The organism is Actinoplanes subtropicus (genome assembly GCF_000721705.1).
Taxonomy (GTDB): Bacteria; Actinomycetota; Actinomycetes; order Mycobacteriales; family Micromonosporaceae; genus Actinoplanes; species Actinoplanes subtropicus.
The window spans coordinates 92,873-109,653 of sequence record NZ_JOJL01000022.1; the positions used below are offsets into that span (position 1 = coordinate 92,873).

A 16,781-nucleotide genomic window follows, 5' to 3' on the forward strand; every position below is an offset into this window, starting at 1 on the left:
GACCCTCCCCGCGGGTTGTGGCCGAATAGCGTCATGCTGAGGGGCATGGACCAACGCCTCTCGGTCGCGCCCGTCGTGCCGCACTTCGCCGCCGCGGTCCGCGAGGTGGCCGGGGTGACCGCCTTCTATGCCGGCGGGTCGATCGGCTCGGGCGACTACCGGCCCGGGATCAGCGACCTCGACCTGGTCGCGGTGCTCGGCGCGCCGCTCGGCCGGCCCCGCCGGGAGCGGCTGCGGAAGGTGCACCGGACGATCGGGGCGGCCAGGCTGCACTGCGCGTACGTGCCGGTGACCGAGATCGCCGACCTCTCGGTCAAGCACGTGAACTGGGCCCACGAGCGGATGTTCCACCGTACGCTCAGCGGCATCTCTCGCGCCGAGCTGCACCAGTTCGGCGTCACCGTGTACGGGCCGCCGCCCGGTGACCTGGTGCCGGCCGTCTCCGGGGAGGCGCTCTCCGAGGCGGCCCGGGTCGAGCTGCGCGGGTACTGGACCGGCGCGGTGCGGCGGTCCCGGGTGTGGCGTACCGACCTGCATGTGGATCTCGGTCTCACCACCGTGTCCCGGGCGGACGTGACGATCGCCGAGGGCCGGCTGATCACCAAGCGGGAGGCGATCGACCGGCTGCCCGCGCTCGGTGTCCCCGAGGAGCTGGCCGCCGAGATCCGGCGGCGGCGGGCGGGGGAGCGGGTGGAGCTGTCCGAGCCGGAGATCCGGGCCCGGGCCGTGCTGGTCCGCCGGATCATGCGGGAGCAGCTGGACCGGCTGCTTCAGTCGCCGGCGTAGGAGTAGCCGCGGACCCAGTCGACGTGCATGGCGACCCGGGCCGGGGTGGCGGCGGTGCGGCACTCCACGAACGCGTCGCAGCCCTGGTCGAGCTGGATCGCCAGGTGCATCGCCGAGGTGGTCGGCACCAGCCCGGCGGTCCGGTCGTCGAGCCCGACCGTCCACTGCTTCGAGCCGTCCAGGTAGAACGTCACGTGGTCGGGCGTCCAGTCCACGCTCATCACGTGCCAGGCGGTGAAGTCGGCGATGGTCGAGTGGCCCAGCCGGTCGTTGTTCGCGTGGTTGTGCACGAAGCTGTTCGCGTAGGCGCGGGCGCCCCGGTTCACCTCGGCGATGTCGATCTCGCCGTCGTCCGGCCACTTCTCGCTCTGCGGCCAGAGCAGCGCGATCGCCGAGTAGCCGGCGCCCCGGTCCACCCGGAAGCAGACGTCGACGTGCGCGTACATGAGGTTGACGTCGTTGGAGAGCCCGCCCGAGACGTCCCGGCCGTCCGCGCCCTTGCCGCCGCTGATCCGCAGCTCGCCGCCGCCGACGGTGACCCGGGAGGCGTCCCGCGGCGGCTTGCCGGCCGGGCTGTCGTAGACCGACCACCTGCCGGTGTCCAGCCGGGTGCCGGTGAAGTCGTCGGCGAACGCCAGCGGCCCCCAGCCCTTCGGCGCGGCGGGCTTCTTGCAGCCGCCGCGCACGGCGGCGGCGGCGGACGAGGTGGCCGGGGCCGGCGACACGCTCCCGGTGGCGGCCCAGTCCGGCGTGCTCGTGCCGTCGCCGCAGGCGGCCAGCAGCAGGGCGGTGGCCACGGCGGCCCACCCGGCGCGCCCGTATCCTCGGCGGATGCTCATCACCACGGATCGGCTCCTGCTTCGTCGCTTCCGGGTCACCGACGCGCCGGTGCTGGCGGAGTACCGGTCGGACCCCGAGGTGGCCCACTACCAGTCGTGGGACGCGCCGTTCCCGCTGCTGCGGGCCGAGACGGCGGTGGCCGGCTTCATGGCCGCCGACCCGGACAAGCCCGGCTGGTTCCAGTACGCGATCGAGCGTATCGCCGACAAAGCACTCATCGGGGACGTAGCCGTACATTTGCATGACAACCTGCTGCAGGCCGAGATCGGCTTCACCCTGGCCCGCGCCTTCCAGGGGCAGGGGTACGCCACCGAGGCCGTGCACGCCGTCCTCGACCGGCTCTTCCGGCTGCAGGGCCTGCACAAGGTGACCGGCGAGTGCGACGCCCGGAACGCGCCCTCGGCGGCGCTGATGGAGCGGCTCGGCTTCACCCGGGAGGGCCGGCTGCGGCAGCAGACCTTCATCAAGGGCGAGTGGACCGACGACCTGATCTACGGTCTGCTGGCTACCGAATGGTTGAATGACGATCACCTTGATGTGGTGTAGTGCCGGGGTGGATCTCGAAGAGTTCTGGGCGCTGATCGAGCGCAGCGGGCGGGAATCGGCCGACCCGGAGGAGCGGACCGACCGGCTGACCGACGAGTTGGCGGCCTACGAGCCGGACGACATCGTCGACTTCCAGTTGCACGTGGACGCGTTGCGAGATCGCGTGGACAACCACCGGCTGTGGGGCGCGGCGTGGCTGGTCTGCGGCGGGGTCTGCGACGAGGACGGCTTCTGGTACTTCCAGGCCTGGCTGATCGGGCAGGGCCGGGACGTGTACGAGGCGGTGGCCGCCGACCCGGACGCGCTGGCCGACGTCCCGGCCGTAAGGGAGCTGGCCGGCCGGGACAGCGAGGACTGGGACGAGGCCGAGTGGCCCGGCTGGGAGAGCCTCGACGACGTGGCCGAGGACGCGTACGAGGAGGCCACCGACGGCGACCTCGAGCGGGTGCTGCTGGAGCGCGGGCACGACTTCCGGCTCGCCCCGCAGCCCACGGACGCCTCCTGGGACTTCGAGGACGACGAGGAGATGGAGCGCCGCTACCCGCGCCTCACGAAGATCTTCTGACCCGATGTTTTCGTCGCCCGGCCGATGAGTTCTCCGCTCCTAGGCTGTCTACCTGTGCGACGACAGGAGGGGGCGCGATGAGCAGCGCGAAGGTTCTGGTGGCGGGGGCGAGCATCGCGGGGCCGGCGCTGGCCCACTGGCTGCGCCGGCGGGGTGCCGAGGTGACCGTGGTGGAACGGGCGCCCGAGCTGCGGCCCGGCGGGCAGGCGGTGGACGCGCGCGGGGTGGCCCGGGAGGTCATCCGGCGGATGGGGCTGGACGCGGCGGTCCGCGCGGCCCGGACCGCGACCGCGGGCGCGTACACCGTGGACGTGGACGGGAACGTGCTGGAGACCTTCCGCGCGGACGACGACGGCGGTGACGGGTACATCGCGGAGATCGAGATCCTGCGCGGCGACCTCTCCCGGGTGCTGTACGACGACACCCGCGACGGCGTCGAGTACCTCTTCGGCGACCGGATCGCCGAGCTCACCCAGGACGCGGACGGGGTCGACGTGGTCTTCGAGGGCGGCGACCGGCGGCGCTTCGACCTGGCGATCGGGGCGGACGGGCTGCACTCGGCGCTGCGCGCGATGGTCTTCGGCCCGCGCGAGCGGTTCGTCCGCCATCTCGGGCGGATGCTGTCCTACTACACGGTGCCCAACGAGTTCGGGCTGGACCGCTGGCTTCTGGACTACCAGGAGCCCGGGGCCGGGCGCTCGGCCGGCCTGCGGCCCATCCAGGACGCCACCCGGGCGATCGCGATGTTCTCCTTCCGCGCGCCCGATCTCGACGTCGACCACCGCGACGTCGCGGCGCAGAAGCGCGTGCTGCGCGAGCGGATGACCGGCATGGGCTGGCTGACCCCGCGCATCCTCGCGCACCTGGACGACACCCCGGATTTCTACCTGGACCAGGCCGCCCAGGTGGTGATGGACCGCTGGTCGAGCGGACGGGTCGGGCTGATCGGGGACGCGGCGTTCAGCTCCTCGCCGTATTCCGGGCAGGGCACCGGGCTGGCCCTGGTCGGCGCCTACCTCCTGGCCGGGGAGCTGGCCGCCGCCGGGTGGGACCCGGCGGCCGGGTTCGCCGGCTACGAGCGGCGGATGCGCCCGTTCGTCGAGGCCAACCAGGAGATCGGCCGGTTGCACGTGCGCAGCCTGGACGGCCCGGGCCCGGACGCCGGGCCCGGCCCGGAGGAGTGGCCCATGGACCTGATCGACCGCGCGATCAACGGCGTCGAGCTGCCCGGCTACGCGGGCGTGCCGGACTCCTCGCCGGTCAGGTCCTAGGCCACTACGTCGAGCCGCGGTCGAGCTTGGGCCGGGCCCGCCCGGCGGCCGGGGTCGGAGCTGGTGATGCGGCTCGCGGCCCGGTGTCCGCCGGGGACTCGTCCTCCCCGTACGGTATGGGATCTTGATCTTTATGGCTGGTGGCGGAGCCAGACCGCGCCCAGCGGGGGGACGCGCAAGGAGACCGAGGCGTCGAAGCCGTGCCAGGGGAGGTCGTCGGTCGTGACCTCGCCGAGGTTGCCGACGCCGGAGCCGCCGTACAGCTCGGAGTCGGTGTTGATGACCTCGGCCCAGCGGCCGGTTTTCGGGAGGCCGATGCGGTAGCCCTCGAACGGGATGGCGGCGAAGTTGACGATGCACGCCATCGTGTCGCCGTTGGGGGCGAAGCGGACGAACGAGAACGTGTTGTGCTGCGAGTCCTCGCTGGTGATCCAGCGGAAGCCGGACGGGGAGGTGTCCTGCGTCCAGATCGCCGGGGTGTCGCGGTACACCCGGTTCAGGTCTTTCACCAGGGCCTGGACGCCGCCGTACGACGGATTCTCCAGCAGTCCCCAGTCGAGCCCGCGCTCCTCGCTCCACTCCCGCATGTCGGCCAGCTCGCTGCCCATGAACAGCAGCTGCTTGCCGGTGAACGCCCACATGAAGCCGAGCAGCGCGCGGGTGTTGGCCAGTTTCTGCCACTCGTCGCCGGGCATCTTGCCGGCCAGAGAGCCCTTGCCGTGCACGACCTCGTCGTGGCTGATCGGCAGGATGTAGTTCTCGCTCCACGCGTAGACCGTCGCGAAGGTCATCTGGTGGTGGTGCCACTGCCGGTGGATCGGCTCCTTGGTCATGTAGGTCAAGGTGTCGTTCATCCAGCCCATGTTCCATTTGAAGCCGAAGCCGAGGCCGCCCAGGTGGGTGGGGCGGGTGACGCCGGGCCACGCGGTGGACTCCTCGGCGATCGTGATCACGCCGGGGTTGTTCTTGTAGACGGTCGCGTTCATCTCCTGCAGGAAGCTGATCGCGTCCAGATTTTCCCGGCCGCCGTACTGGTTCGGGGTCCACTCGCCGTCCTTGCGGGAGTAGTCCAGGTAGAGCATCGAGGCGACCGCGTCGACCCGCAGGCCGTCGGCGTGGAACTCCTCGCACCAGTAGACCGCGTTGGCGACCAGGAAGTTGCGGACCTCCTTGCGGCCGAAGTCGAAGACGTACGTGCCCCAGTCGGGGTGCTCGCCGCGCCGCCAGTCGCCGTGCTCGTAGAGCGGGGTGCCGTCGAAGCGGGCCAGGGCCCACTCGTCCTTGGGGAAGTGGGCCGGCACCCAGTCGAGGATCACCCCGATGCCCGCTTGGTGCAGTTTGTCGACCAGGTGCCGGAATTCGTCGGGATTGCCGAAACGGGAGGTCGGCGCGAAATATCCGGTCACCTGGTAGCCCCACGAGCCGCCGAACGGGTGCTCCATGACCGGCATCAGCTCGACGTGGGTGAAGCCCGTTTCGACCAGATATTTCGTGAGTTCGTCGGCCAATTCGGTATATGTCAGGCCGGGCTTCCACGATCCGAGGTGGACCTCGTAGATGCTCATCGGCTCCTGGTGCCACGCCTTCGACGCGCGCGACCGCATCCAGTCCGCATCGTCCCATTCGTACGACGATGCGTAGACGACCGAAGCCGTCGCCGGCGGGACCTCGGTGTGCTGAGCGAGGGGGTCGGCGTGCTCGCGCCACACCCCGTCCCGCCCGAGGATCTTGAACTTGTACTTGGAGCCGACGTGTGCGTCCGGAATGTACAGCTCCCAGACGCCGCTCGAGCCCAGCGACCGCATCGGCCACCCGTCGTACGGCCCCCAGCCGATGAAGTCGCCGACCACCTGCACGCCCCGCGCGCTCGGCGCCCACACCGCGAAGCCCACGCCGGTGCCGCGGGGCTGCGCGCCCAGCACCCGCCACAGCTTCTCGTGCCGGCCCTCGCCGATCAGGTGCAGGTCGAGCTCGCCGAGCGTGGGCAGGTGCCGGTACGGGTCGTCGACCGTCGTCCCGTCCACGTCGAGCCGGTAGTCGGTGACCGTGCCGGGCAGCTCGGCCGCGAACACGCCGGCGTCGTGCACCTTGACCATCTCGGTCCGCTCGTCGCCGGCCAGCACGGCCACCTTCTCGGCGCCCTTGCGCAGCGTGCGGATGACCGTGACATCGCCCGAGGGGTGGGCGCCCAGGATCGCGTGCGGGTCGTGCGTGTCGCCGGCCACCACGCCGTTCATGGCGCGCTGGTCGGCGGCGAGCGGGGAGGCGGGGTGGCCGATCACGAGAATGGCTCCTTAGTTCTTGGCGACCAGCCGATGGATCGACCGCAGCGGGATCCGCAGCCAACCTGGCCGGTGCCGGGCTTCGTACGCGGCCTCGTAGACCGCCTTGTCCAATTCGTACGCGGCCAGCAACGCCGCGTGCGACCGCGGGTCGGTGCCGGACGCGTGCTCGTACCCGTCGCAGAACGCCGCCCGGTTCCGGTCGACCCACTCGCGGGCCCGCGCCGCCAGATGCTCGTCGTCGTCCGAGTCGACCAGCAACTGGTACGCCGCATACTCGTAGCTGCGCAGCACCCCGGCCACATCACGCAGGGGTGAATCGGGCAGCCGGCGCTCCTCGAGCGGCACCCCCGGCTCGCCCTCGAAGTCGATCAGCAGCCACGCCTCGGGCGTGCGCAGCACCTGCCCCAGGTGCAGGTCGCCGTGCACCCGCTGGACCGTGACCGTCTCCCCGTCCAGGGAGCGGAACTGCTGCTCGATGGCCGGCACGTACTGCTGGATCTCGCTGACCGCGTTCGCGTTCTGCCGCAGCCGGGCCAGCACCGCGTCCAGCGGGAACGGCGCCGGGCCCGAGCCCAGCGCCGCGGCCAGGTCGGCGTGCACCGAGGCGACCGCCTCGCCGAGCCGGTACGACTCGCCCTGGAAGTCGCCGCCCACCTCGTCGGCGCCCATCTCCGCGTCGGCGAACAGGTCCCGGGCCGACGCGGTGGCCATCGCCCAGCCCTCGGCCGAGTTCGCGGCGTACGCGGTCACCATGCCCAGCGGCGCGGGCACCCCGCCCTCGGTGGTCTCGAACGAGCCCAGCAGCTTCGCCACGTGCGGGTTGCCGCGCCGGCCGAGCACCCGATTCAGCTCGACATCCGGGTTGATCCCGGTGGCGACCCGGCGGAAGACCTTGAGGATCGCCTCCTGCCCGAAGATCACGCTGGTGTTGCTCTGCTCGGCGTCGAAGACCCGGGGGTACGCGTCCTCGCCCGGGAACCGCGCCCCCGGCTCCGGCTCGAACACCACGTCGCCGCAGGTCCCGCCGGCCTCGACCAGGGACAGCAGGTACCGGGCGGCGCCCTGGTCGTAGAGCGCGTCGTAGCCGGTGCCGTGCTCGGTCGTGCCGATCGTGGCGACCCCGCTGAACTCGGCGATCGGCCCGTGGTCCCAGGCGACGATCACCTGGTAGCGCTCGGAGCTGCCGTCGGTGTACTCGACGTCGATCAGCACGAGGTCCACGTTGTCGCCGAGGCGGGTCGACGACGCCTCCTTCACGGACGACAGCGTGCGGGCCTTGCCGGCGTACCAGCGTTGCTGCGGCAGCCACTCGGCGAAGGGCAACGTCATTGCTTCTCCTCCGACCTGCACAGCTGGAACCAGTAGAAGCCGTGCCCGGGCAGGGTCAGCAGATAGGGCAGCTGGCCGACCCGCGGGAAGTTCACGTGCCCGGTCAGCTCGACCGGCGTGTACCCGTTCCAGTGCTGCAGGTTGAGCTCGATCGGTTGCGGGAAGCGCGACAGGTTGTTCACGCACAGCACCACGTCGTCGCCGTTCTCGCGCAGGTAGGCCAGCACGGACGGGTTCGACCCGCCGAGCTCGCGGAACGTGCCGACGGCGAACGCGTCGTGGCGGCGTCGCACGGCGAGCATGGTACGCGTCCAGTTCAGCAGCGACGTCGAGCTGTCCCGCTGGGCCTCCACGTTGACCGCCTGGTAGCCGTAGACCGGGTCCTGGTTGGCCGGCAGGTAGAGGCGGCCGGGATTGGCGGTGGAGAAGCCGGCGTTGCGGTCCGGCGTCCACTGCATCGGCGTACGCACGCCGTCGCGGTCGCCGAGCCAGATGTTGTCGCCCATCCCGATCTCGTCGCCGTAGTACAGGACCGGCGAGCCGGGCAGCGACAGCAGCATCGCGGTGAACAGCTCGATCTGGTTGCGGTCGTTCTCCAGCAGCGGGGCGAGCCGGCGGCGGATGCCGACGTTCGCCTTCATCCGCGGGTCCTTGGCGTACTCCGAGTACATGTAGTCGCGCTCTTCGTCGGTGACCATCTCGAGCGTGAGCTCGTCGTGGTTGCGCAGGAAGATGCCCCACTGGCAGTTGTCCGGGATGGCCGGGGTCTGCGCCATGATCTCGGAGATCGGGAAGCGGGACTCACGACGCACCGCCATGAAGATCCGCGGCATCAGCGGGAAGTGGAACGCCATGTGGCACTCGTCGCCGCCGGTCTTCGGGTCGCCGAAGTACTCGACCACGTCGGCCGGCCACTGGTTCGCCTCGGCGAGCAGCACCCGGCCCGGGAACTCGTCGTCGATCACCTTGCGGCAGTGCTTGAGGAACGCGTGCGTCTCCGGCAGGTTCTCCCCGTTCGTGCCCTCCCGCTCGTACAGGTACGGGACCGCGTCCAGCCGGAAGCCGTCGATGCCCAGGTCCAGCCAGAACCGCAGGACGTCGAGCATTGCCTCCTGCACGGCCGGGTTGTCGTAGTTGAGGTCGGGCTGGTGGGAGAAGAACCGGTGCCAGAAGAACTGCCGGCGCACCGGGTCGAAGGTCCAGTTGGACTCCTCGGTGTCCACGAAGATCACCCGCGCGTCCTGGTACTTCTCGCTGGTGTCGCTCCACACATAGAAATCGCCGTACGGCCCGTCCGGGTCACGGCGCGACTCCTGGAACCACGCGTGCTGGTCACTGGTGTGGTTCATGACCAGGTCGGTGATCACCCGGATGCCGCGCTTGTGCGCCGCGTCGAGCAGCGCCACGAAGTCGTCGACCGTGCCGAACTCGGGCAGCACCCGGTAGAAGTCGCTGATGTCGTAGCCGCCGTCGCGCAGCGGCGACTGGTAGAACGGCGGCAGCCAGAGGCAGTCGACGCCGAGCCACTGCAGGTAGTCGAGCCGCTCGATCAGGCCGCGCAGGTCGCCCGAGCCGTCCGAGGACGAGTCGTAGAAGGCCCGGACGAGGACCTCGTAGAAGACGGCCCGCTGGAACCAGGTGGCATCGGCGGGCAGCACCCGCGCGTGGCCGAAGTCCTCGGCGGTCGGGTGCTCGACCACACCGTCCTCGACGTGGCTGCCCTCGGCCGGGTCGTGCTCTTCGATCAGGTCCATCGCGTTCCCCACCTACCCACCCGCAGGTTCTTGAATCACTGACGGTGCAGCACGAAGACGTGCGCGGGCTCCACGTACGGGTCGATCCGGACCGCGTTGTGCTGTCCCCACTCGTACGCCTGCCCGGTGATCTGATCGGTCACCGTGAACCGCTCGTGCCACTCCATGCCCAGCTCCGGCATGTTCAGCGTGGTGTTGCCCCACTGCACGTTGCTGGCGTCGAAGGACACCACCACCAGAACGGTGTTGCCGGTCTCCGGGTCGCGCTTGGAGAAGCACAGCAGCGCGCCGTTGTCGACCTCGTGGAAGCGCAGGTTGCGCAGCCAGTGCAGGGCCGGGTTGGCGGCCCGGATCCGGTTGAGCCGGGTGATGTACGGCGCCAGCGACCGCCCGGTGCGCTCGGCCGCCGCCCAGTCCCGCGGCTTCAGCTCGTACTTCTCGTTGTCGATGTACTCCTCCGAGCCGGGCCTCGCGACGTGCTCGAACAGCTCGTAGCCGGAGTACATGCCCCAGGACGGCGAGAGCATGCTGGCCAGCACCGCCCGGATCTTGAACATCGGCGGGCCGCCGTGCTGCAGCGACTCGTGCAGGATGTCCGGCGTGTTCGGCCAGAAGTTGGGCCGCATCCAGTCCAGCGAGGCGAGCAGCTGCCCCATGTACTCGCGCATCTCCCAGGCCGTGGTGCGCCAGGTGAAGTACGTGTACGACTGGGTGAAGCCGACCTTGCCGAGCCCGTTCATCATGGCCGGCCGGGTGAAGGCCTCGGCCAGGAACAGCACGTCCGGCTCGGTCTCCTTCACCTTCGGGATCAGCCACTGCCAGAAGTTGACCGCCTTGGTGTGCGGGTTGTCGACCCGGAAGATCTTGACGCCCTGCTCGACCCAGTGCATCACCACGCGGTACACCTCGTCGCGCAGCGTGCGGTAGTCGTTGTCCCAGTTGATCGGGTAGATGTCCTGGTATTTCTTGGGCGGGTTCTCGGCGTACGCGATGGTGCCGTCGGCCTTGGTGGTGAAGAACTGCGGATGCGAGGTCACCCAGGGGTGGTCGGGGGCGGCCTGCAGGGCGAGGTCGAGCGCGACCTCCAGCCCGTTGTCATTCGCCGTACGAACGAAGGCGCGGAAGTCCTCGAGGGTGCCCAGCTCCGGGTGGATCGCGTCGTGGCCGCCCTCGGCCGAGCCGATCGCCCACGGCGAGCCGACGTCCTCCGGGCGGGCCACCAGCGTGTTGTTGCGGCCCTTGCGGTTGACCCGGCCGATCGGGTGGATCGGCGGCAGGTAGAGCACGTCGAAGCCCATCGCGGCGACCGCGGGGATCCGGGCGGCGGCGGTGGCGAAGGTGCCGTGCCTGACCGGGGTGGCGTCCGGGCCGATCTCGGCGCCCTCCGAGCGGGGGAAGAACTCGTACCACGCGGAATACAGCGCCCGCCGGCGATCGACCCAGATCGCGTACGACCGGGTCGTGGTCACCTGGTGCCGGACCGGGTTGTGCCAGAGCAGGTCCTCCAGGTCGAGCGCGGGGGAGACCCGGGCGAACAGCGACATCTGCTCGTCGCGCAGGGCCGCCGCGGCAGCCCGCACCCGCTCCTCGTGGTCGTGCGGCACGATCTTGGCGGCCAGGTCCAGCACCTCGGAGCCCTCGGCCAGGTCGTTGGCCAGATCCTCCAGGCCCTGGCCGGCGCCGATCTTCTTCACCACCGCGTCCCGCCACGTCCGGTAGGGATCGTCGAACGCCTCCACGGTGAACGTCCACCGGCCCACCCGGTCCGGCCGGATCGTGCCGTGCCAGCGGTCGAGGCCCGGCTCGCCGGGCTGCAGACGGGTGAACGGCTCGGACTCGCCGTCCGGACCGCGCCATACCACGTTCACGCCGAGCGCGCGGTGTCCTTCGCGATAGGACGTCGCGGAGACCGGGACGAGCTCGCCGACCACCGCCTTGGCGGGGTAGCGGCCACAGGACACCGACGGAGTCACGTCCTCGATGGGAAAACGACCGGTCATGATCTCCACCGTAGTCAGACGGGCACGAAAAGGCGCGGCGAAATGGGGCGCCGGGGTCCTTCTCAACCTACCGGAGAGCGCTCAGCGCGGCTCGTCCAGGAGCGGTCGTGCGCCGCCGATGAAATTGGTCAGATCGTCCCCGCGCAGCACCCGTTCATGCTTGCCCCCTCTGATCATCGGCACGTTACCGGCCAGCAAAATCACGTTTCCCACCCGTCGCCCCCGCACCACGTCGAGGTCGCCGTAGAGGGCCACGTCGTCGAAGGCGGCCCGGGCGGTGGCCGCCTGGATCCGGGTCCGCGCCAGCGGCGGGACGTCCGTCAAGTTCATCGAAAGTAAACCGTCCGGACGAATCGCGCGCCGGGCCGCGCGCGCGAATCCGACGTCGGCCACGCTGCCCGGCATGTGCACGCCGACGAAGACGTCCGAGACGATCAGCCCGAAGCCGGCCGGCTCCACCGACTCCAATTCCGCGCGGGCGTCCCCGATCCGTACCTCGATCTGCTCGGGAAACGGCAGGAACCGCGACACCAGCGCCAGGATCGCCGGGTCACGCTCGACGACCACCTGGGAAAAACCGGGATGCGTGTGGTGCAGCAGGCGAGGAAGCGTCAGCCCGCCGCCACCCAGGTGCAAGACCGTTTCCCGTACGCGATCAGCACTCCACGACCGCATCACCGTCCCCAGCTGTCTCTCGTACGGGAACGGCAGGTACTCCGGATCGGCGAGGTCGACATACGACTGCGGCACGCTGTCGACCAGCAGGGTCCAGCCCTGCGGACGGGCCGGATCGGGGCGCAGCTCGGCGAGGCCACCGGCGACCGCCACGTGCACGGGAGCGCGTCGGTTGCCGTGCGGTCCCATCCCGGTGACCCTACTCAAGTTCGTACCGGGCGGAACCGACGTGTACCCCTGACGCGGCCGCAAAGGGACCGTGCCAGACCTTCGAGGAGTCACCGGTGGCCGGACCGTCCGTCGAGCTCTCGCCCGTGATCGCGGCGAGCACCCACTGGCTGTCGCGGGCCTACCCGGCGGGCACCCCCGACACCATCGCGCACACCCTGTCGGAGCTGCAGGCCCGGCAGGCCGTGACGGTCGCCGCCTGGCTGCGCTACCCGACCGAGATGGACGCGGCGCTGGTCGCGATCGCCGGGCCGGGCGGCTCGGCGGTGCTCGACTGGCGGGTCGGCAGCGAGCCCGAGGACGAGAACGCCGAGGAGGAGGGCTGGCGCACCTGGGTCGACGAGGTCGTGGTGAGCTGGGCGGCCTGCCTGCTGGCCGACCCGATGCTGGCCCGGCGCGGCGTCGACGCGGTGGCCGCGGCGGTCCCGTTCGACGAGGACCGGCCCCGGCCGTACCCGCGGCGGACCGGCGGCCTGCCCACCGAGTTCCGCCGCCTGCTCAACCCGGACCCGCGCGACCGCGAGGCCGCGGTGCTCCTGCGCCACCCGGACCTGCTGGAGCCGATCGCCGAGATGCACCGCGACACCCTGCTGTACCTGCTGGGTGCCGCCCGGGAGATCGCGGCCTAGCTTTCCGCCAGCCGGGCCGGGAAGCCGCCGGTGGCGATCGGCCCCCAGCGGTCGATCGTCACCCGGATCAGCGATTTGCCCTGGTCCCGCATGGCCTGGCGGTACTCGTCCCAGTCCGGGTGCTCGCCGGAGATCACCCGGAAATACTCCACCAGCGGTTCGAGCGCCTCGGGCAGGTCGAGCACCTCGGCGGTGCCGTCGACCTGCACCCAGGCCCCGCCGAAGTCGTCCCCGAGCACGAGGACGCTCACTTCCGGGTTCCGGCGCACGTTGTACGCCTTCGCCCGCTCCGGATACGTCGAGATCACGATCCGGCCCTCGGCGTCGACGCCGCACGTGTTCGGCGAGGCCTGCGGCCGGCCGTCCCGGCGGGTGGTCATCAGGATCGCGTGGTGCCGGGGCCGGAGGAACTCCAGCAGCCCCTCGCGGTCGACGGTCGTGTTGGTGGCGATGGTGCGGGGCATCGGACTCCTCAGGCTCGCGCGGCCGCGGCGGCGTCGGTCTGGATCGCGCCCGGGTCGCCCTCGGCCTGCTCGGCGGTGACCGCCGCGCCGACGATGCCGGCGTTGTTCAGCAGGGTCGCCGGGACCATCGGGGTCCGGATGTCGATCAACGGGAAGAACTTGTCGGACTTCTTGCTGACCCCGCCGCCGATGATGAACAGCCGGGGCGAGAACAGCATCTCGACGTGCCGCAGATAGTCCTCCACCCGGCCGGCCCACTTCTCCCAGCTCATCTCCTCGGCCTCGCGGGCCCGGTCGGACGCGCGCAGCTCGGCGTCCTTGCCGTCGAGCTCGAGGTGGCCCAGCTCGGTGTTCGGGATCAGCACGCCGTCGAGGAACAGCGCGCTGCCGATGCCGGTGCCGAAGGTCAGCATCATGATCAGCCCGCGCTGGTCGTGCCCGGCCCCGAACGCGACCTCGGCCACACCGGCCGCGTCGGCGTCGTTGAGCACGGTGACCGGTTTGCCCAGCCGCTCGGCGAACAGCTTTGCCGCCGGGGCGTCGAGCCATGACTTGTCCACGTTCGCCGCCGTGCGGGTCACGCCGTCGACCACCACGCCCGGGAACGTGATCCCGACCCGGTCGACGCCGTCGAACTGCGTGGCCACCTCGGCCACCGCCTCGACCACGCTGGTCACGTCGCTGGGCTGCGGCGTCGGCACGCGGTACCGCTCGGCGAGCAGCTCGCCGCGCGCCGTGTCGACCGGCGCCCCCTTGACCCCGGAGCCGCCGATGTCGATGCCGAGAGTGGCCATCCCTGTTTCCCGTCTCCTGGTTCGCAACTGTTTCCCGCTGTTTACCACGCGGGGACGACAGTAAATCCCGCCTCGGTCACCCGGTCCCCGCACGGATCGGCCGTTCGACGTGAATGACTCATACTTTCGGCTAGTCTCGGCTAGGCTTTCTGGTTAACGTGGATGCACTGAACGGTCGCCGCGTGCGGGCACGGCTCTCTGCCCGCTCTGGAGGACCAAACCCATGATCCAGACGTACGCCGGGCCGGAGAGCGCTACCGACCTCCTCGCCACGCTCACCACTCTCCCGGCCGGCCACCCCGCCCGGCCCGCCCTGCGGGACAACGCCATCGAGGCGTGGCTGCCGCTGGCCCGCCACCTCGCCCATCGGTATTCCGGGCGGGGCGAGCCCACCGACGACCTGGTCCAGACGGCCACGGTCGGCCTGATCAAGGCGGTCGACAAGTTCGACCCGGACCGCGGGGTCGACTTCGCGGGATATGCCATTCCGACCATCATCGGCGAGATCAAAAGACACTTCCGCGATCGTACGTGGAGTGTCCGGGTCCCCCGCCGGTTGCAGGAGTTGCGGCTGGCGATCACCGAGGCGAACAGCACGCTGACCCACTCGCTGGGGCGGTCGCCGACGGTGGCCGACATCGCCGCGCACCTGTCGATCACCGAGGAGGACGTGCTGGAGGGGCTGGAGGGCGCCCGCGCCTACAACGCCACCTCGCTGACGGGAATTTGACCCAGTCGCAGATCGCGGAGCAGATCGGGATCTCGCAGATGCATGTGTCCCGGCTGTTGGCGAAGGCGCTGGCGAAGCTCCGCCATGAGTTGGACGCCGGGTTCTGAGGTTTTTCGCCGTGTGGACAACGGCCGGGATTTGTCGTACGCCTGTGCTTTCCTGGCCCCGCCCACAACGGGTGGGGGCGGTCCGTTGGGGCTGCCCTCGGCCGGGAGCTGTGGATAGCGGCGGGGAGTTGTCGTACCCGGGTGGTTGAGTTGGCCCCGCCCAGAAGGGTGGGGGCGGTTCGCGGGGGGCGGCGGGTTCCCTTTTCGCGTTTTGGGGGCAAAACCCTGGGCTCTGCCCAGACCCGGCCATCGCTGCGAAGATCAGCCCTTGCGTGGTGGCTGCGGTGGGGCGGTGGGTGATCTCCTTGCGGCGACAACCATAGGGGATCTGCTGGTGGGAGGCGGCGCAAGCAAAAACCGCTTGCACCGCCTCCCACCAGCAGATGGCGTTCGGCTGCCGTCGCAAGGAGATCACCCACCTACAGGTTGGGGGTGCGGCGGCTACGCCGCCTTTCGTGGTTTGCGCTCGGGGGCGCGCGGGGGGTGAGGGCTGGGCGGCCTTCGCCGGTGGTCTTGCCGTGGTCGAGGGGGGTGCTGTTCGCGGGCCGGGTTTGTCGTTGGCGGTCGGGGCGGCCGGCATCGGAGGGTGTTGGGCGGCGTGCCGTTTGTTGCGTCTGATGCTGTTGGGGCGCCGAGTCGCTTCCGCGGGGTGCGCCGTCGACGGGGGCTTTGCCGATCTTGGTGGGCTGGTGTTCGGAGCGCGCATGTCGGCTACATCGTTGCGACTGCGGTGGCGAGGGGCGCCCGGAAATAGGCGAAATATGGGGACGGCGCGCGTGCACTGCCCAGCATGTGAACGCCGTTGTTCACGGGCGGGACGGTGGGCCGGAATGCGGGATGGGGTCCACTGGCTGGAACGGGCGGCTCACTATGCGAGAGGTGGGTGGGGCGGGGGCTAGCTGGCGCCGGAGGCGCGCCAGTTCAGTTGGATCAGGAGGTGGCGGGCCTCGTCGGCTACGTCGGGGTCGGTCACCACTGCGTACTGGCCGGCTTGCAGGGAGCTGCGGGAGGCGAAGTCCCGGCGGCCGCCGGTGGCGGCGTGGGCTATGGCGCCGAAGATGGCGCCCCAGGCTGCGCCGATCAGGAGGCAGACGAAGATGACGGCGAACCAGTTCGAGTTGCTGAACAGGCCGAACAGCAAGCCTACGAAGAGGCCGAACCAGGCGCCGCTGGCGGCTCCGGCGCCGGCCGCTCGGGTGGTGGTCAGACGGCCCAGCACGTTTTCGACCAGGCGTAGGTCGGTGCCGATGATGGCGGTGCGTTCTACCGGGAACTTCTCGTCCGAGAGGTGGTCGACTGCCTGCTGGGCCAGGGCGTACTCGGGGTAGGTGCCGACCACGACCGTGGGGACCGTGGTGGTGGACGGGGCCTGGCCGGGGAGTCTCGGGACGCCGCCGGGGCCGGGTGGGATGCCGGGGCTGGTCATCGCGGGGACGATCGGGGTGTCGACCGGGATGGGCTCGGTGGGTGCCGCGACCGTGCCGACCGGGATGGGCTGGGTGCGGGCCGCCTCGGGTTCGGGGGCGACCGGCTGGGTGGCGTCGGCCGAGGGGGCGACCGGCTGGGTGGCGTCGGCTGAGGGGGCGACCGGCTGGGTGGCGTCGGCCGAGGGGGCCGGGACGGGCTGGGTGGCGTCGGCCGAGGGGGCCGGGACGGGCTGAGTGGCGTCGGCCGAGGGGGCCGGGACGGGCTGAGTGGCGTCGGCCGGGGCAGGGGGGACGGGCGGGGCGGCGGCGACGGGCTGGGTGGCGTCGGCGGAAGCGTCGGCGGCGGGGTCG

General features: G+C 70.7%; 14 protein-coding genes and 1 pseudogene. 6 read left to right on the top strand and 9 right to left on the bottom strand.

Translation table 11 applies throughout. The features are described from left to right. Positions 1 to 45 precede the first annotated feature (45 nt). The gene (locus IH26_RS0130015; RefSeq protein ID WP_030439618.1) at positions 46 to 786 is read left to right on the top strand and encodes a nucleotidyltransferase domain-containing protein; all 741 of its coding nucleotides are present in this window, start codon (positions 46 to 48) and stop codon (positions 784 to 786) included. On the opposite strand, the gene IH26_RS0130020 is transcribed toward IH26_RS0130015, so the two are convergent. Next, positions 771 to 1,625: a glycoside hydrolase family 16 protein gene (locus tag IH26_RS0130020; protein WP_157437456.1), complete on the bottom strand. Its 855-nt coding sequence runs from the start codon at positions 1,623 to 1,625 to the stop codon at positions 771 to 773. The genes IH26_RS0130015 and IH26_RS0130020 overlap by 16 nt on opposite strands. On the opposite strand from IH26_RS0130020, the gene IH26_RS0130025 reads away from it, so the two are divergent. The 3 genes from IH26_RS0130025 (at position 1,618) to IH26_RS0130035 (ending at position 4,008) form a co-directional block, all read left to right on the top strand. Continuing rightward, on the top strand, positions 1,618 to 2,172 hold the full coding sequence (locus IH26_RS0130025; RefSeq protein WP_034216280.1) for a GNAT family N-acetyltransferase: 555 nt from the start codon (positions 1,618 to 1,620) through the stop codon (positions 2,170 to 2,172). The genes IH26_RS0130020 and IH26_RS0130025 overlap by 8 nt on opposite strands. Further along, positions 2,147 to 2,737 (top strand): DUF4240 domain-containing protein, encoded by a 591-nt coding sequence (locus IH26_RS0130030; protein WP_084599172.1) that lies wholly within the window; start codon positions 2,147 to 2,149, stop codon positions 2,735 to 2,737. The genes IH26_RS0130025 and IH26_RS0130030 overlap by 26 nt, the downstream gene beginning before the upstream one ends. 77 nt (positions 2,738 to 2,814) lie before the next feature. Then, positions 2,815 to 4,008: an FAD-dependent monooxygenase gene (locus tag IH26_RS0130035; protein ID WP_030439622.1), complete on the top strand. Its 1,194-nt coding sequence runs from the start codon at positions 2,815 to 2,817 to the stop codon at positions 4,006 to 4,008. A gap of 131 nt (positions 4,009 to 4,139) precedes the next feature. Here the strand turns inward: IH26_RS0130035 and glgB are convergent, their stop codons facing one another. From glgB to IH26_RS0130060, 5 genes are all read right to left on the bottom strand, one after another. Next, positions 4,140 to 6,245 carry a 1,4-alpha-glucan branching protein GlgB gene (gene glgB / locus IH26_RS0130040; protein ID WP_030439623.1) on the bottom strand — a complete coding sequence of 702 codons (2,106 nt, stop codon included), beginning with the start codon at positions 6,243 to 6,245 and terminating at the stop codon, positions 4,140 to 4,142. A gap of 57 nt (positions 6,246 to 6,302) precedes the next feature. After that, entirely contained in the window at positions 6,303 to 7,622 is a 1,320-nt protein-coding gene (locus IH26_RS0130045) for a maltokinase N-terminal cap-like domain-containing protein (RefSeq protein ID WP_030439624.1), read from the bottom strand. Next, positions 7,619 to 9,376 (bottom strand): maltose alpha-D-glucosyltransferase, encoded by a 1,758-nt coding sequence (gene treS, locus IH26_RS0130050; protein WP_030439625.1) that lies wholly within the window; start codon positions 9,374 to 9,376, stop codon positions 7,619 to 7,621. The genes IH26_RS0130045 and treS overlap by 4 nt, the downstream gene beginning before the upstream one ends. A 35-nt stretch (positions 9,377 to 9,411) precedes the next feature. Further along, on the bottom strand, positions 9,412 to 11,376 hold the full coding sequence (locus IH26_RS0130055) for an alpha-1,4-glucan--maltose-1-phosphate maltosyltransferase (RefSeq protein WP_030439626.1): 1,965 nt from the start codon (positions 11,374 to 11,376) through the stop codon (positions 9,412 to 9,414). A gap of 81 nt (positions 11,377 to 11,457) precedes the next feature. Beyond that, positions 11,458 to 12,240, bottom strand: coding sequence for a spermidine synthase (locus IH26_RS0130060; RefSeq protein ID WP_030439627.1), 783 nt, complete (start codon positions 12,238 to 12,240; stop codon positions 11,458 to 11,460). Between the two features lie 95 nt (positions 12,241 to 12,335). On the opposite strand from IH26_RS0130060, the gene IH26_RS0130065 reads away from it, so the two are divergent. Next, positions 12,336 to 12,908, top strand: coding sequence for a hypothetical protein (locus tag IH26_RS0130065; RefSeq protein WP_030439628.1), 573 nt, complete (start codon positions 12,336 to 12,338; stop codon positions 12,906 to 12,908). On the opposite strand, the gene IH26_RS0130070 is transcribed toward IH26_RS0130065, so the two are convergent. Next, on the bottom strand, positions 12,905 to 13,372 hold the full coding sequence (locus tag IH26_RS0130070; RefSeq protein ID WP_030439629.1) for a PPOX class F420-dependent oxidoreductase: 468 nt from the start codon (positions 13,370 to 13,372) through the stop codon (positions 12,905 to 12,907). The two genes, IH26_RS0130065 and IH26_RS0130070, sit on opposite strands and share 4 nt — an antisense overlap. An 8-nt stretch (positions 13,373 to 13,380) precedes the next feature. Beyond that, complete coding sequence (gene ppgK / locus IH26_RS0130075) at positions 13,381 to 14,166, bottom strand: polyphosphate--glucose phosphotransferase (RefSeq protein ID WP_030439630.1); 786 nt, start codon at positions 14,164 to 14,166, stop codon at positions 13,381 to 13,383. A 223-nt stretch (positions 14,167 to 14,389) separates the two neighbouring features. Here ppgK and IH26_RS54165 point away from each other — a divergent pair. Then, positions 14,390 to 15,003, top strand: a pseudogene (locus tag IH26_RS54165) (sigma-70 family RNA polymerase sigma factor). An 895-nt stretch (positions 15,004 to 15,898) separates the two neighbouring features. Here IH26_RS54165 and IH26_RS61480 read toward each other — a convergent pair. After that, positions 15,899 to 16,429 (bottom strand): general stress protein, encoded by a 531-nt coding sequence (locus IH26_RS61480; RefSeq protein WP_051808731.1) that lies wholly within the window; start codon positions 16,427 to 16,429, stop codon positions 15,899 to 15,901. Positions 16,430 to 16,781: the final 352 nt, after the last annotated feature.

Excerpts from the sequence above, each read along its gene's own strand:
- IH26_RS0130015 (WP_030439618.1), top strand. The coding sequence starts at position 46 with ATGGACCAACGCCTCTCGGTCGCGCCCGTCGTGCCGCACTTCGCCGCC.
- IH26_RS0130025 (WP_034216280.1), top strand. The coding sequence starts at position 1,618 with ATGCTCATCACCACGGATCGGCTCCTGCTTCGTCGCTTCCGGGTCACC.
- IH26_RS0130020 (WP_157437456.1), bottom strand. The coding sequence starts at position 1,625 with ATGAGCATCCGCCGAGGATACGGGCGCGCCGGGTGGGCCGCCGTGGCC.
- IH26_RS0130030 (WP_084599172.1), top strand. The coding sequence starts at position 2,147 with ATGACGATCACCTTGATGTGGTGTAGTGCCGGGGTGGATCTCGAAGAG.
- IH26_RS0130035 (WP_030439622.1), top strand. The coding sequence starts at position 2,815 with ATGAGCAGCGCGAAGGTTCTGGTGGCGGGGGCGAGCATCGCGGGGCCG.
- glgB (WP_030439623.1), bottom strand. The coding sequence starts at position 6,245 with ATGAACGGCGTGGTGGCCGGCGACACGCACGACCCGCACGCGATCCTG.
- IH26_RS0130045 (WP_030439624.1), bottom strand. The coding sequence starts at position 7,622 with ATGACGTTGCCCTTCGCCGAGTGGCTGCCGCAGCAACGCTGGTACGCC.
- treS (WP_030439625.1), bottom strand. The coding sequence starts at position 9,376 with ATGGACCTGATCGAAGAGCACGACCCGGCCGAGGGCAGCCACGTCGAG.
- IH26_RS0130055 (WP_030439626.1), bottom strand. The coding sequence starts at position 11,376 with ATGACCGGTCGTTTTCCCATCGAGGACGTGACTCCGTCGGTGTCCTGT.
- IH26_RS0130060 (WP_030439627.1), bottom strand. The coding sequence starts at position 12,240 with ATGGGACCGCACGGCAACCGACGCGCTCCCGTGCACGTGGCGGTCGCC.
- IH26_RS0130070 (WP_030439629.1), bottom strand. The coding sequence starts at position 13,372 with ATGCCCCGCACCATCGCCACCAACACGACCGTCGACCGCGAGGGGCTG.
- ppgK (WP_030439630.1), bottom strand. The coding sequence starts at position 14,166 with ATGGCCACTCTCGGCATCGACATCGGCGGCTCCGGGGTCAAGGGGGCG.
- IH26_RS61480 (WP_051808731.1), bottom strand. The coding sequence starts at position 16,429 with ATGACCAGCCCCGGCATCCCACCCGGCCCCGGCGGCGTCCCGAGACTC.